The organism is Salinicola aestuarinus (assembly GCF_003206645.1).
Lineage (GTDB): Bacteria > Pseudomonadota > Gammaproteobacteria > Pseudomonadales > Halomonadaceae > Salinicola > Salinicola aestuarinus.
Map to the genome: position 1 here is coordinate 119,076 of NZ_PZJP01000004.1, position 14,022 is coordinate 133,097.

Annotated in this window: 11 protein-coding genes; 6 read left to right on the forward strand and 5 right to left on the reverse strand. The window is 63.6% G+C overall.

Translation table 11 applies throughout. From position 1 onward, the window contains the following. Positions 1 to 21: 21 nt before the first annotated feature. The 5 genes from mnmE (at position 22) to ggpS (ending at position 7,365) form a co-directional block, all read left to right on the forward strand. Positions 22 to 1,392: a tRNA uridine-5-carboxymethylaminomethyl(34) synthesis GTPase MnmE gene (mnmE, locus tag DOM41_RS04470; RefSeq protein ID WP_110685642.1), complete on the forward strand. Its 1,371-nt coding sequence runs from the start codon at positions 22 to 24 to the stop codon at positions 1,390 to 1,392. A 27-nt stretch (positions 1,393 to 1,419) separates the two neighbouring features. After that, positions 1,420 to 2,319 (forward strand): PhzF family phenazine biosynthesis protein, encoded by a 900-nt coding sequence (locus DOM41_RS04475; protein WP_245391740.1) that lies wholly within the window; start codon positions 1,420 to 1,422, stop codon positions 2,317 to 2,319. Positions 2,320 to 2,395: 76 nt separating this feature from the next. Next, the gene (lplB, locus tag DOM41_RS04480) at positions 2,396 to 3,490 is read left to right on the forward strand and encodes a lipoate-protein ligase small subunit (protein WP_110685643.1); all 1,095 of its coding nucleotides are present in this window, start codon (positions 2,396 to 2,398) and stop codon (positions 3,488 to 3,490) included. 176 nt (positions 3,491 to 3,666) lie between these two features. Continuing rightward, on the forward strand, positions 3,667 to 4,962 hold the full coding sequence (locus tag DOM41_RS04485; protein WP_188112356.1) for an MFS transporter: 1,296 nt from the start codon (positions 3,667 to 3,669) through the stop codon (positions 4,960 to 4,962). Between the two features lie 111 nt (positions 4,963 to 5,073). Then, on the forward strand, positions 5,074 to 7,365 hold the full coding sequence (gene ggpS / locus DOM41_RS04490; protein ID WP_110685644.1) for a glucosylglycerol-phosphate synthase: 2,292 nt from the start codon (positions 5,074 to 5,076) through the stop codon (positions 7,363 to 7,365). A 47-nt stretch (positions 7,366 to 7,412) separates the two neighbouring features. Here the strand turns inward: ggpS and DOM41_RS04495 are convergent, their stop codons facing one another. From DOM41_RS04495 to rdgB, 4 genes are all read right to left on the reverse strand, one after another. After that, positions 7,413 to 8,264, reverse strand: a complete 852-nt coding sequence (locus tag DOM41_RS04495; protein ID WP_110685645.1) for a 23S rRNA (adenine(2030)-N(6))-methyltransferase RlmJ — start codon at positions 8,262 to 8,264, stop codon at positions 7,413 to 7,415. 146 nt (positions 8,265 to 8,410) lie between these two features. Continuing rightward, positions 8,411 to 9,109, reverse strand: a complete 699-nt coding sequence (locus DOM41_RS04500) for a YiaD family glycine zipper/OmpA-like lipoprotein (RefSeq protein ID WP_245391741.1) — start codon at positions 9,107 to 9,109, stop codon at positions 8,411 to 8,413. 69 nt (positions 9,110 to 9,178) lie between these two features. After that, a complete protein-coding gene (gene hemW, locus DOM41_RS04505) occupies positions 9,179 to 10,384 on the reverse strand; it encodes a radical SAM family heme chaperone HemW (protein WP_110685843.1) in 1,206 nt (401 codons plus the stop codon). 8 nt (positions 10,385 to 10,392) lie between these two features. Continuing rightward, positions 10,393 to 11,007, reverse strand: coding sequence for an RdgB/HAM1 family non-canonical purine NTP pyrophosphatase (gene rdgB / locus DOM41_RS04510; protein ID WP_110685646.1), 615 nt, complete (start codon positions 11,005 to 11,007; stop codon positions 10,393 to 10,395). Positions 11,008 to 11,439: 432 nt separating this feature from the next. On the opposite strand from rdgB, the gene DOM41_RS04515 reads away from it, so the two are divergent. Continuing rightward, positions 11,440 to 12,114: a LuxR C-terminal-related transcriptional regulator gene (locus DOM41_RS04515; RefSeq protein WP_110685647.1), complete on the forward strand. Its 675-nt coding sequence runs from the start codon at positions 11,440 to 11,442 to the stop codon at positions 12,112 to 12,114. Between the two features lie 301 nt (positions 12,115 to 12,415). Here the strand turns inward: DOM41_RS04515 and DOM41_RS04520 are convergent, their stop codons facing one another. Next, positions 12,416 to 13,978, reverse strand: coding sequence for a bifunctional aminoglycoside phosphotransferase/ATP-binding protein (locus DOM41_RS04520; protein WP_110685648.1), 1,563 nt, complete (start codon positions 13,976 to 13,978; stop codon positions 12,416 to 12,418). Positions 13,979 to 14,022 lie beyond the last annotated feature (44 nt).

Here is a 14,022-nt window from a genome sequence, read left to right on the forward strand (position 1 = left end):
TCTTCGCCGATGGAGATCGCGATGAACGCACCACTCTACCGCCAGGAAACCATCGCCGCGCTCGCCACCCCGCCGGGGCGCGGCGGCGTCGGCATCGTGCGTGTCTCCGGCCCGGCCGCCAGCACCCTTGCCGGCGACTTTCTAGGTTATGCGCCCACGCCCCGCTACGCCCACTACGGCGAGTTCCGCGGCGAGACGAGCGTCATCGACGAGGGTATCGCGCTCTATTTCCCCGGGCCGAACTCCTTCACCGGCGAAGACGTTCTCGAGCTGCAGGGCCACGGCGGCCCGGTGCTGATGGACATGCTGCTGGAGCGCTGCGTGCAGCTCGGCGCCCGGCTCGCGCGCCCCGGTGAATTCTCCGAGCGCGCCTTTCTCAACGACAAGCTCGATCTCGCCCAGGCCGAGGCCATCGCCGATCTGATCGACGCCAGCTCGCGGACCGCCGCCGAGAACGCCCTGCGCTCGCTACAGGGCGAGTTCTCGACGCGCGTCTCTAAGCTTGTCAGCGAGCTGATCGAACTGCGCCTCTACGTCGAGGCGGCGATCGACTTCCCCGAGGAGGAGATCGACTTCCTCGCCGACGGTGTCGTCGCGACCAAGCTCGCCGCCGTGGTCACGACGCTGCAGAGCGTGCGCGCCAGTGCCAATCAGGGCGCGCTGATGCGCGAGGGCATGAGCGTGGTGATCGCCGGGCGTCCCAACGCCGGCAAGTCCAGCCTGCTCAACCGCCTGACCGAGCGTGACAGCGCCATCGTCACCGAGATCGAGGGGACCACCCGCGACGTGCTGCGCGAACATATCCACATCGACGGCATGCCGCTGCACGTGATCGATACCGCCGGACTCAGAGACACGCCGGACGCGGTGGAAAAGATCGGCGTCCAGCGCGCGTGGGCAGAGATCGAAAGCGCCGACCGCGTGCTGCTGCTGGTCGACGGCCGTGAGACGGACTCCACCGATCCGTACGCCATCTGGCCGGAGTTCGTCGAGCGCCTGCCCGATCGCTCCCGACTGACACTGGTCCGCAACAAGATCGACGAGAGCGGCGAGGGCGATCAGGCCGATCTATCCACATCCCCGCCGGTGATTCGGCTCTCGGCGCAGACCGGAGCGGGTGTGGATAACCTCAATCAGCATCTCAAGGCGATCATGGGATTCGATGCCACCACCGAGGGGCGCTTCTCCGCGCGCCGTCGTCATCTCGATGCCCTCGAGCGTGCCGCCAAGGCGCTTGCCAGCGGCACCGCCCAGCTCGAGGGGGCCGCCGCCGGCGAACTCCTCGCCGAGGATCTGCGCGATGCGCAAAACGCCCTCAGCGAGATCACCGGCGAATTCACGGCGGACGATCTGCTCGGCGAGATCTTCGGCAGCTTCTGTATCGGCAAGTGAAGCCTTGCGGGGCGGGGAGAATAAAGAGTGAGTCATTACTTACACGACACATCGGTGATCGGTGGCCGAACCGCCCATCACTACGTTCTGCTGGACGTCTTCACCGACGAGCCCTTCTGCGGCAATCCGCTGGCGGTCTTTCCCGAGGCGTCCACGATCGACGAGACGGACATGGCGCGTATCGCCGGCGAACTGAACCTCTCCGAGACGGTATTTGTCACCGGACGCCAGTCCGGGCGCTTCACCGTCCGGATATTCACGCCCGAGGTAGAGCTTCCCTTTGCCGGTCACCCGACGGTCGGCACCGCCTGGCTGATCCGGGCACTCGACTGGCACGACGGCGTCTCGCCGCTGGTGCTGGCACAAGGCGCCGGCGACGTTGCCATCCGCTTCGTAGACCAGCGAGTGCAGCTCACAACAGCGCAGCCGCTCGAAGTTAGTGAACACTCACTCTCGATGGATCACGCCGCCGCGGTTCTGGGGCTCTCACCCTCAAATCTCGTGGCACCGCCGGTCATGGCCTCCTGCGGCACGCCGTATCATCTCATCGAACTCGCCAGCCCCGAGGCGCTGGCGCAGATAACCGTGGATGGCAGCGCACTTCGATCAGTGACTGCCGGGTTCGATACCTCGGCGCTCTACGTCTTTGTCCGCGAAAGCGAACAGGCGCTGCGCGCCCGCATGTTCGCGCCCCTGACCGGTACCCCCGAAGACCCGGCCACGGGAAGCGCCGCCGCCCCACTGATCGGCTATCTCAGTTCGCAGGGCGAGGCCCAAGGCACGCTCGACTGGTCTATCGCGCAGGGTGTCGAGAGGGGACGACCGAGCCACCTTCTGGGCCAGGTCGAGTGCCATGCGGGCCGAGTCACCGCGATCCATATCAGCGGTGACGCCGTAATCGTCGGCGAGGGCACGCTCTACCTCTGAGCCACCACACCGCCAGCCTGGTGGCATGGTGGCTATAATGTCGCGACCCCACTGTTAGCCTGAAGGAGACACCGCGATGGCGGCGACGAAGAGCCCTGAACCCCCGCACGATCCCCCCGAGCGTCACCACGCCGAATACAAGGTGCCCGGCGGCAAACTGCTGGTCGTCGATCTCGACGTCGAGAATGAATGCCTGAGTGCCGTGCGCCTCTCGGGAGACTTCTTTCTGGAGCCGGAGGAAGCACTGGGCGCGATCGAGACAGCACTAACGGGTGTCCCGGTCAGCGCCGAGGCCGCCACGCTGCAGCAGCGTATCCAGAGTGCGCTACCGACGACGACCGAGATGGTGGGGCTGTCAGTCCCGGCGATCGCCACCGTGGTGCGTCGAGCCCTGGCCAGGACTACCGACTGGCGCGATCACCGCTTTGGTCTGGTGCATCGCGAGCCGGAGTCACCCGCGCTGCACATGGCGCTTGATGAAGTGCTGACGCGGGAAGTCGCTGCGGGACGGCGCGGCCCGACGCTGCGTGTCTGGGAGTGGGATCGCGCCGCGATCATCATCGGCGTGTTCCAGTCGCTGGCCAATGAAGTGGATGGCGACGCCGCGGCGGCCGAGGGTATCGAGGTGGTCAGGCGCATCAGCGGCGGCGGCGCGATGTTCGTCGAACCCGGCAATACCATCACCTGGTCACTGATCGTGCCGGAGTCGCTGGTGCAGGGACTCTCGTTCGTGGAGAGCTATGCCTTTCTCGATGACTGGGTCATCCAGGCCCTCGGCGACATGGGAATCAACGCCTGGTACGTGCCGATCAACGATATCACCTCCCCCGGCGGCAAGATCGCCGGTGCCGCCCAGAAGCGCCTTGGCGGTGCGGTGCTGCACCACGTGACCATGGCCTACGACATCGATGCCGACAAGCTAACGCGGGTTCTGCGCATCGGCCGCGAGAAGCTCTCCGACAAGGGCACGACCAGTGCCGGCAAACGGGTCGATCCGCTTAAACGTCAGACCGGTCTCGATCGCGACACCATCATCGCGCGAATGATCGACTCCTTCGCCGCTCGGCTCTCGCTCTCTCCCGAGCCGCTCACCGATGCCGAGCTGAGTGCGGCACACCATCTTGCCGAGACCAAGTTCTCCCGCGACGAATGGACCGGCAAGGTGCCCTGACCCGACTGGACCGCGTCGGTCGCATCAAAATGGTGCAGCCGGCGCCGTCCCTTGGACGAAAGTCAACGTTTCCTGCACCGACGCAAAGCAGACGCCACACGCGTCTCGCGCTTCTCAGCGAAGGTCCGGCACGTTTACTGCATAAGTAATGGCAAACAGGACTCCGGGAGAGTGCCATGTGGTCATTGCTGCGCCCTATTCGTGCCCTGCTCGGCAGCGTCGCGCTGCTGCTGCTAGGCAACGGTCTGATCAATACCCTGCTGACACTTCGCGGGACCGACGAGGGGTTCTCGACCGCCCTGCTCGGCGTGGTGATGTCGGGCTACTTCATCGGTTTCATCGGCGGCACCTGGATCAGCGGACGCCTGATCCGGCGTATGGGCCATATTCGCACCTTCGCCTTCGGCGCAGGCATCTGCGCCTCCGCCGCCCTGTTGCATCTGATTTTCATCAATCCATGGGTCTGGCTGGTGCTGCGGATTCTCTACGGGCTGTCGTTCATCACGCTAATGACGGTGATCGAGAGCTGGTTGAACGGCCAGACCGCGAGCCATCAACGCGGTCGCGTCTTCGCTATCTATATGGTGGTCAACCTGGGATCGCTCGCCATCGCCCAGCAGATCCTGAGACTGGACACCTCGCAGGGCTTTCTGCTCTTCTCGATCACCTCGATTCTGATCTGCTGGGCGCTGCTTCCCATCACCATGACCCGCCGCAGCCAGCCGGTCATCGCCGAGCGCCCCAAGAGCAGCCTCAAGGCGCTGCTGGGTTTTGCCCCGCTGGCGGTCGCCGCCTCGGCCATGTCCGGGCTCGCCATGGGCGCCTTCTGGACGCTGACCCCGGTCTTTGCTCGCAGCGTCGGTTTCGATGTCGCGGGCGTCGGCGTGCTGATGAGTTGCGCTATTCTGGGAGGGGCGCTGCTACAGATCCCGATTGGACGTTTCTCCGATCGACACGATCGCTCACGGGTGATGACGTATGTGGTCTTTCTGGCGGCACTGACAGCGCTGGTGATGCCGCTGGCGACGCACAAGGAGACCCTGCTGGCACTCTACTTCGTCTGGGGGGGGCTGGCGTTCTCGATCTATCCGATCGCCGTCGCCCAGCTGATCGATCAGCTCCACCCCGAGGAGATCGTCGCCGGCTCCGCCGATATGCTGGTGGTTCAGGGCGCGGGCAGCGCCGTTGCGCCCATCGTCGCCGGTTCACTGATGGGAATCGCCGGCGTGCAGGCCTTTCCGCTGTATATCGCCACCGTGCTTCTGCTGCTGGCGATATTCGCGCTCTACCGACGCCGCCGAGTCTCTACACTGGTAAGCGGAGATACCGCACACTTCGAGCCAATGACACCGACCAGTAGCCAGGCACTGGCCATGATGTACGACGACGTGCAGAAGGATCTGTTCGCCGATCCCAGCTTCTACGAGGAGCACGAGCGCCAGCGAATCGTCGAGATGGCCGGCCGGGCGTGATCCTCCGCGCCCCGTCGACCACAAAGCCGCGCAGCGAGTGACGGCGCGCGACGCGCGACAAGGCATATCAAGGGACAATCGCCGGTCCAACGACCGGTCAGGAGAAGACGCATGCTACTTGCAACCGATCTCGACGGCACATTTCTGGGTGGCGACGCCGACGCCAAACTGAGCCTGTATCAAACCATCGCCGCCCACCCCGAGATCCAGCTCGCCTATATCAGCGGGCGCAGCCTGGAGGCAATTCTGCCGCTGCTATCGGACCCGACGCTGCCGCAGCCGGATTTCATCGTGGCGGACGTCGGCGCGAGCCTCTACCACGGTGACTCGCTGCAGCCGATCCAGCCGCTGCAGACCCCCATCGATGAGCGCTGGCCGGGCGAGTCACAGATCGCCAGCGCCATGAGCCGTTTCCCCGATGTCGTTCGTCAGGACGAACCTCAGCTACGCCGCTGCTCCTACTACTGTCCGCCGGAGCAGGCCAACAACCCGGCGCTGGCCGAGCTCGCGACCTCCCTCGATTGCGACATGCTCTACTCTTCGGGGCGCTATCTCGACTTTCTGCCCAGTGGGGTCAACAAGGGCTCGAGCCTGGAGAAGCTGGTCGGGTGGCTGGGGATCGATCGCGAAGAGGTGCTGGTTGCCGGCGATACCCTCAACGATCTCGCGATGCTGACCGTCGGTTTCAAATCGGTCTGTGTCGGCGGCTCCGAGCCTGCGCTGCTCGAGCAGACGCAGAACCAGACCCGCGTCATGCATGCCAGCGAGCCCGGCTGCGGCGGCATCATCGAAGCCTTTGCCCACTTCGGCTTTCTCGGCGCCCACGGCATGGCCGCCGAGAACCGCCGCGACGCCACCCAGACCGGTAAGGCGGAACTGGTCATCGTCTACCACCGCCTGCCCTACGAGGAGCACCGCGTCAATGGCAAGACCCAGCGACGCCGGCCAAAATCCCCCAACGGCATCATCCCCACGTTGCTGAGCTTCTTCGCCGACCAGCGCGGCTCCTGGATCGCCTGGTCGATTCACGAGCCCGACGATAGCGAGCCCTTCGTCAAGCACACCAGTGTCGATGCCAAGCAGTATCCGCTGTTGACTGCCGCCCGCGTGGCGCTGACCAAGACGCAGGTCGATACCTTCTACAAGCGCTTCTCGAAAGAGGCGTTCTGGCCGACCCTGCACACCTTCTGGGAACGGGCCGTGTTTCGCGAGGAGGATTGGGAGGTCTACTGCGACGTGAACCGCGCCTTCGCCGAGCGCACCGCCGAGGAGGCGGCGGAGGGCGCGCTGATCTGGATCCACGACTACAACCTGTGGATGGTACCGGCGTACCTGCGGGAGATGCGTCCAGACCTGCGTATCGCCTTCTTCCACCACACCTACTTCCCGTCGGCGGACGTCTTCAACGTGCTGCCGTGGCGTCGCGAGATCGTCTCGAGTCTGCTGCAGTGCGACTACGTCGCCTTCCACATTCCGCGTCAGGTCGAGAACTTCGTCGATGTCGCGCGTGGCGTGGTGCCGCTGAAAACGCTCTCCCGACAGAACTGCGCGCCTCGTTTTCTGACCTACGGCTGCGCCGTGGGGCTCGAGACCATGACGACCGCCGTGGATACCGGCTCTCGGGTCGTGCGCCTGGGGGCACATCCGGTAGGACTCGATCTCGACCGTATCCGCAACGCGCTGGATCGCGAAGGCGCCGAGTCACGCATGACCGAGCTCCGTCAGGAGTTCGGCGGGGTCAAACTGATTCTCTCCGTCGAACGCCTCGACTACACCAAGGGCATTCTGGAGAAGCTCCAGGCCTACGAGCTGCTGCTCGAGGAGAACCCGGAGCTCAGGGGCAAGGTGACGCTGGTCAGCATCTGCGTGCCGGCGGCGCGGGAGATGACGATCTACAACGAGTTGCAGACGCAGATCGAGCAGACCATCGGCCACATCAACGGCCGCTTTGCCGACGTCGGCTGGACCCCGGTGCAGTTCTACTTCCGAGGTTTCCCGTTCGAGGAGGTGGTCGCCTGGTATGCGATGGCCGACGTGATGTGGATCACGCCGCTGCGCGACGGGCTCAATCTGGTGGCCAAGGAGTTTGCCGCCACCCAAGGGATGACGCAGGGCTGCGGTGTCCTGGTGCTCTCCGAGTTCACCGGCGCCGCGGCGGAGCTCAAGGGGGCGATCCTGACCAACCCCCATGACATCCACGACCTCGCCCGGACCTGCTATCTGGGGCTCAATCTGCCGCGAGCGGAAGCCGAAGCGCGACTGCGACAGCTCAACGATATCGTCAGTTACAACGACATACGCCGCTGGGGCAAGACCTTCATCGAGGCGATCCGCGACGAAACGCCGGAAGATGGCGACGTCACCGAGATCAGCACGGTCAATCCCACCGGCCATCTCGCCTGACACGTCGACGGGCGCGGCTCGGCCGTGCCCGTTGGCCCGTCAGCCGTCTAGATTTCGCCGGTCCACCACTCGCTGCGATGCGTCCCGCCCTCGGCAAGCCTGGGCGCCAGATCGGTGAATGCCGCCTCGAGGCGCTGATCGAGCTGCCAGGGAGGATTGCGCACCAGCAGTCCGCTGCCGAACATACCGCGTTCGGCGGCAGGCGCCCGCACGCTGAGTTCACTGCGCCAGAGCTTGTCGACGCCGGCCGTTTGCAGGCGCTCGAGCATCCCACGGTGCCGGCCCGCCGGCAGTAGCGGGTACCACACCATGACCACGGCATGGCGTGCCTTGCGAGCGACGAACGCCAGCGTTTCCGCAACCTCATCGTACTCCGCCTTGCGCTCATAGCTCGGGTCGATGAGCACGCAGAGTCTTGGTGTCGACACCGGCAGCAGCTGTCGCAGCCCCTTGAGACCATCGGCGTGGCGCCGCGTCACGTTATTCGTCGACGGCATCGCCTGGTCGGCGAGAAAGCGATGCTCGGCGGGGTGCAGCTCGAACAGCGTCAGCCGATCCTGCGGCCTGAGCGCCTCGCCGAGCCAGGTCGGCGAGCCGGGGTAGCAGTCCAGCTCGGCCCCCGACTGCTGCGCCGCGAGCGACGCCGTCCATTCACCGAGCGGCGAGCCGACCGGGATCTTTCGTCGCTCACGCCAGATACGCTCGACTCCCTCGCGATATTCGCCGAGCTTCTGTGTCTCCTTCGCGGCGAGCGGATAGAGGCCCCGACCGGCGTGGGTATCGATGAAGCTGATCGCCGAGGCCTTGCCGGTGAGCGAGCGGACAAGCGCGAAGAGCCCCAGATGTTTGTGCACGTCGGCGAAATTGCCGGCGTGATAGGCGTGCTGGTAGGCGAGCATGAGCGACTCATTGCAACAAGGGAGCGTCGGCCACGACGATCCAGGGTGACAAAAGGCGCGGCCCCGAGGGAGCCGCGCCCATGAATAACACTGTCGACGCGAGAGGTGCCCGAGGTCGGGAGCCTCTCGCGTTCAGCCTTGTCGGTTCAGGACTGGCCGGTCGGCGTCAACGTGATCTCGACGCGCCGATTTTGCGCGCGGCCCGCATCGGTGTCGTTGCTCGCCACCGGATTGCGCTCGCCGTAGCCGACGGTGTCGATGCGGCTCGCCTGGACGCTGCCCTGTTCCAGATACGTCGCGACCGACTGGGCGCGGCGCTCGGAGAGCGTCTGATTGTAGCTCTCGGCGCCGGTGCTGTCGGTATAGCCGGCAACGGTGATGCGGGTTTCCGGATAGGCCCGCAGCACGGCGTTGACGTCGTTGAGCGCCTGACGCGCCGGCGTCTTGAGATCGCTGGCGTCGGTATCAAAGGTCACACTGCTCGGCATGTTGAGGATCAGGTCGTTGCCCTGACGCTCGACGCCGATGCCCGTTCCATCGAGACGGTTGCGCAGCTCGTCTTCCTGCTTGTCCATGTAGGCGCCAACGCCCCCCCCGATGGCGGCCCCTGCCGCGGCACCGATCAGCGCCCGATCCCGCGTGCTGCTGCCGCCGTCACCGGTCAACGCCCCCGCGACGGCACCGGCGATGGCCCCGATGCCAGCGCCCCCCCAGGTATTGCTGTTACCGTTTCCCTGCTGCGGAGAGGACGCCTGCTGGGAGCCGTTGGACGCGCAGCCGGAAACGCCTACGGCCAGGGCGACCGGGATCGCCATCCAGACCGTCTTCTTCGTCGCGATTGTCATGCATCTAGCTCCTTGCGCTTGCACCACCGTCCTACGGCGGCCGGGTTCCATGGCGTGAGCGCGATTCGCTCAGGCCTCGTCGATCGACACCAGCAGGTCGTTGAGAAACAACAGACCCTGGGGTGTCGCTTGAAAACGCGATTCGCTGACCTCGAGCAATCCTCGAGCGCGGGCATCGTGCAGTCTGCTTTCCAGCTCCGACAGCGCGCGACCGGTATGGTTTTGCCAATCCTCGATCGCGACCCCGTCGACCAGACGCAGCGCATTCATGGAGAACTCCAGCGCCAGCGCCTCGGGCTCGAGTCTCTGCCGACCGGCAATGAAGCCGCGAGGATCATTGGCCCGACGCAGATAGGCTTCCGGTTGGCGAGTCTTCCAGCGCCGCTCGATGCCAAACCCGTTATCGGGCGCGGGCATCGTGAGCTTGCCGTGGGCGCCGGCGCCGATCCCCAGATAATCGCCGAAGCGCCAGTAGTTCAGGTTGTGCCGTGCCTGCCGCTCAGGCCGGGCGTAGGCCGAAATCTCGTAGCGCCTGAGTCCGGCGGACTCGATCAGCGCGTGGCCGGCATCCTGAATATCCCACAGATGCTCTTCGTCCGGCAGCGTCGGCGGGTGCGAGAAGAACTCGGTGTTGGGCTCAAGCGTCAGCTGATACCAGGAGAGATGGCTTGGGTCGAGCGTCAACGCCTGCTCGATGTCGGCCAGCGCCAGCGCCGGCGTCTGACCGGGCAGCCCGTGCATCAGGTCGAGATTGATGTTGTCGAAGCCCGCTCGGCGCGCCTGGACCATGGCGCTGACGGCCTCTTCGCCCGAGTGAATGCGTCCGAGAGCTTCGAGCTGCGCGGCGTGAAAACTCTGCACGCCCATCGAGAGCCGATTGATACCCACTCGGCGATAACCCTCGAAGCGCGCCTGCTCGAAAGTGCCAGGATTCGCTTCCAGGGTGATCTCGATATCGTCGGCGAAGCGGAGCCGTTCGCGCAGCCCCGCAAATAGCCGCGCATACGCCTCGGCAGAGAGCAGGCTCGGTGTCCCTCCACCGATGAAGATACTGACAACCTTGCGCCCCTGTACCAGCGCGAGATCGCCATCGAGGTCGGCGAGTAACGCCGCCACGTAGGCCGTTTCCGGGGGCTGCTGGCTGGCACCCAGCGCGTGCGAATTGAAATCGCAGTAGGGGCACTTGCGCACGCACCACGGCACGTGGATATACAGGGCCAGCGGTGGCAGCGTCTCCGGGGACTCGGCCGCGTTGTGGGCGCCACGTCGTGTCATGACATCGCTCACGCCTGCAGCTGCTCCACCAGCGCCTGTAGCGCTCGACCGCGATGACTCAGGCGGTTCTTTTCGTCACCGCTCAGCTCACCGGCGCTCATGGCGCTCTCGGGTACCCAGAAAAGTGGATCGTAGCCAAATCCCCCCTCGCCCCGGGGATGGGCGAGGATGTCGCCGGCCCAGTCTCGCTGGACGATCAGCGGTACCGGGTCGTCGGCATGGCGCAGATAGACCAGAACGCACCAGTAGCGTGCGCCGCGGTCGCCCTCGGGCACCTCCCTCAACGCCTCGAGGAGCTTATCGTTGTTGGCGCGATCGCGAGTGTCACGATCGCCCACCGCCTGCGCGTAGCGCGCCGAGTAGATACCCGGCGCGCCGTTGAGCGCATCCACCGCCAGCCCGGAGTCATCGGCGAGTGCGGGTAGGCCGCTTGCCCGCGACACCGCACGCGCCTTGAGAATGGCGTTCTCGACGAACGTCAGCCCGGTCTCCTCGACGTCGGTGACACCGAACGCCGACTGTGGTTGAACCCGAAACCCCAATGGGCCGAGCAGCTGCTGGAACTCAGCGAGTTTGCCGGGGTTGGCGCTGGCGATGACCAGATCTTCAAGGGGTTCGCTCATGACACTCTTCCTACCTGGCAAAACCGTCATTCTACGGTGCACGCCGTAGCGGGTATAGCGTCTCGCGCCGCCAGGTCGTCAACTTCCTAAGTCCACTTACGTTCGTCAGAAATCTCGCGAATTAGCGTGTACACATGGCTTTTTGACCGTCCGGCAGTGATGGGTTTTTCTCATACGTGAGTGAGTACGTAAAAAAGGCGGTTGGTATACCAAGCTGCAACTCTTTGATTGATTGAAGTTATTTTAAACCTTCATCTAGCCTTAATAATTTCAAACCGGTGACCGTTTGAAAACCTCTTGATCCTATATTTACAAGGCAGAGGTTTTATTAACACTATGGGGCACGCGTTCTCGACACGGCGGCATCAGAAACTCGTCCGAGACGCGCAACAAAACATATAGAAGACTCATCATTCTAGGGGGGTCCTTGTCGTGAATACCGATAGCACTGATATCGTTCTCGTGACGGACTGCAATTCACAGTCCGTCCTCTTTCTCGATTATATCCACCAGAAAACGGGCTGCCGCGTCCTTGCGCTCAACCCGCAAGAGCGCTTTGCAGTGGCCGAGGGTCGCGGTGCGCTCGTCCTCCTGGACGGCGACCACGTTCAGGAAAAGGACCTGCTCACTTGGAATACCCGCGCCGAGGAGCACTCGTCGATCATCCTGTCGGCCTTCAACGTGCGCGACAACAAGCAGGTGATGGAGCTGCTGATCGGCATCCATCTGCGTGGGGTCTTCTACCGCCAGGATAGCCTCGAGCTCATCTGCAAGGGCATCCTCAAGCTGCTCAAGGGAGAGCTCTGGATCTCTCGCCCTCTCTCGGCAATGCTGATCGACTTCTACCGGCGTCAGCAGGTCAACACCTACCGCCCGGTATGCGGCCTGACCCGCCGCGAGCTGGAGATTGTCACCCTGCTGGTATCCGGTGCCAGCAATACCGAGATCGCGGAGAAGCTCTTCGTCAGCGAGCACACGGTGAAATCGCACCTCTACAACCTGTTTCGCAAGATCAACGTCCACAATCGCATTCAGGCGACGAACTGGGCGCGCCAGAACCTGGGAACCATTCCCGTCATGGCCTCTCGCTACGCAGGGCGTCGTTAACCGTCGAAAGAAGTAATGTGTCGTTAATCGCCGACCGCGAATCCGTCAGTCGTTGCCATGACATGGCACATGACCAGCAATCCTTAGCGTTGAAATTATTTCCAAACTTCACGACTAACGTCACACTTGCGCACGGCAAGACAATAAATTTCGGTTAATAGAATGGAGTAATGTCTTACAACAATAAGAGCTAATTTAATTTAGTTTAATATTAAAAAAGCAACCTGAGGGTCAACGCGATCCGGGCCGTTAATACGCCAGGGCACGTCATCGGTGCCTTGGCGTATCGATGGCTGCCACGCTAGTTGAGGCGCATACGTTCTTGAACCAGAGAGGCGAGCGTCAGATTGGCGTCCGGCGCCGTCGTATCGAGATGAACGAGATAGCTCGTCTCGTCGGCGGTGAAGGGTTCAAACCGCTCGCGCTGGCGCTCGAGGATGGCCAGACTCCTCTCGGATGGCTCACCGCTGCGTCTGGCGCGCTTGACGATCCGTGCGCGAAGGGTGGCCGGGTCCGCCTCGAAGCTCACCATCAATACCGCTAGCCCACGCTTTTCGGCCTCGAAGCGTAAACGCCGTCTCTGTTCGCCCAGCAGGCAGGTCGCGTCGATACACGCCGGCAGGCCAGCCTCGAGCACGGTGCCCGCGAGTTCGGCGAGCCGCCGGTACGTCTGCTCGGTAGCCGCCTCGCCATAAACCGTATCGACATCTGCGGGTTCTGCGGTGAAACCGAACAGCCGTTTGCGCTCGACGTCCGAGCGAATACGCACGCCTCCCAGACGCCGCACCGTCTCCTCGGTAAAACGACTTTTGCCGCTGCCGGAAACCCCCACCGCCAGAATCAGATAAGGAAAGCGGAACTCGCTGTAGTCCTGTGCCATCGCCAGGTAGCGACGGAAACGCTCGAGCGGTTCTGCCTCGGGGAGGTCATCGATCTCTCCCGCGTCCCGATCCCTGACCAGCTCGATACGCGCCCGCAGTAGTGCACGATGGCGTTTGTAAAAGCTGATCAGGCTGACGACCTGATAGTCCCCGGAAAGCTCGAGATAGCGATTGAGCGCGTAGTGGGCGTACGCCTGCTCGCCGCGAGCTTCCAGATCCATGATCAGAAAAGCGAGCTCACAGGCGACATCGCACCAGCGCAACCGTTCGTTGAATTCGATGCCGTTGAAGAGGATCGCCCGTCCTTCAAAGTGCACGGCATTCCCCAGATGGATGTCGCCGTGACTCTCGCGGATGAATCCCTCACGCCGTCGTGCCTCAAGCACCGGCTCGAGCCGTGCGAAACTCTCGAGCGACAGCGTCTTCACGCTCTCGAGCGCCTGGCGGTCTTCGGGTGTGTCGAGCAGCGACTCGATCAGCTCGAACTCCTCGACCAGCATCTGCCGGATGAAGTCCGGCGTGCCGTAGGGGCTGTCGTCGGCGACTCTTGCCGCCGATTCGTGTAGCGCAACGAGCTGATCCACCAGATCATCGATCAACTCCACCGACAGCTCGCCGCTCGCCTGAATCGAACTGAGCAGATGGCGATTGCTGAACTGGCGCATTTTGACCGCGTACTCGATCGGCGCACTGTCATCGTTGACCCGCGGGGCCTCTTCGCTGCCGGAGATCGCCACGCAGCCCAGATAGAGCGCTGGCGCCACGCGACGGTTGAGCTGCACTTCCTGCTCGCAGAGCTGCTTGCGCTTGGCGAGCGTGGAGAAGTCCAGAAAGGTACCGTAATCCAGCGGCTTCTTGATCTTGTAGGCGAAGTCACCGGTCAATACGACCCACGAAATCGGCGTTTCGAAGAGATCGATGGCGCCGACCGGGTGATCGAAACAATCACTCTCTCGGAGCGCCTGGATCAGCGTTCGGCTCATCATCCCTCTCCTCGTGGATGGCGCTTCGGTTGCATCATGGAATC

Coding starts and splice junctions, on each gene's coding strand:
- mnmE (WP_110685642.1), top strand. CDS start 22: ATGAACGCACCACTCTACCGCCAGGAAACCATCGCCGCGCTCGCCACC.
- lplB (WP_110685643.1), top strand. CDS start 2,396: ATGGCGGCGACGAAGAGCCCTGAACCCCCGCACGATCCCCCCGAGCGT.
- DOM41_RS04485 (WP_188112356.1), top strand. CDS start 3,667: ATGTGGTCATTGCTGCGCCCTATTCGTGCCCTGCTCGGCAGCGTCGCG.
- ggpS (WP_110685644.1), top strand. CDS start 5,074: ATGCTACTTGCAACCGATCTCGACGGCACATTTCTGGGTGGCGACGCC.
- DOM41_RS04495 (WP_110685645.1), bottom strand. CDS start 8,264: ATGCTCGCCTACCAGCACGCCTATCACGCCGGCAATTTCGCCGACGTG.
- DOM41_RS04500 (WP_245391741.1), bottom strand. CDS start 9,109: ATGACAATCGCGACGAAGAAGACGGTCTGGATGGCGATCCCGGTCGCC.
- hemW (WP_110685843.1), bottom strand. CDS start 10,384: ATGACACGACGTGGCGCCCACAACGCGGCCGAGTCCCCGGAGACGCTG.
- rdgB (WP_110685646.1), bottom strand. CDS start 11,007: ATGAGCGAACCCCTTGAAGATCTGGTCATCGCCAGCGCCAACCCCGGC.
- DOM41_RS04520 (WP_110685648.1), bottom strand. CDS start 13,978: ATGAGCCGAACGCTGATCCAGGCGCTCCGAGAGAGTGATTGTTTCGAT.